Below are 243 nucleotides of genomic sequence, written 5' to 3' on the forward strand. Positions count from 1 at the left end.
TGTGCCATTGTCCGGGCAGGACGGCTTTGAACATGGACAACAGGGGATAGGCGGGACGGCCGCGGTGGTCTCGGAGGTAACGGGTTTTTTGACGGTTCAGGTACTGTTCGATCGGCTGCCAATCAATCACCTGATCCAACTTCAATAGCGGGAAGCGGCCGATGTGTTTGGCAATCATGGCTTGTGCGGTTTGCCGGAAGAAGGTGCTCATGGGAAATCCCCTAAATGTCTTGGTGGGAATTT

General features: G+C 54.3%; 1 protein-coding gene. It reads right to left on the minus strand.

From position 1 onward, the window contains the following. A partial coding sequence (locus tag Q9J79_RS10335) for a transposase (protein WP_500797200.1) occupies window positions 1–211 on the minus strand: 211 nt, incomplete at its 3' end. Between the last annotated feature and the right edge of the window lie 32 nt (window positions 212–243).

Origin of the sequence: Neisseria viridiae (assembly GCF_962747995.1) — a bacterium.
GTDB lineage: Bacteria > Pseudomonadota > Gammaproteobacteria > Burkholderiales > Neisseriaceae > Neisseria > Neisseria viridiae.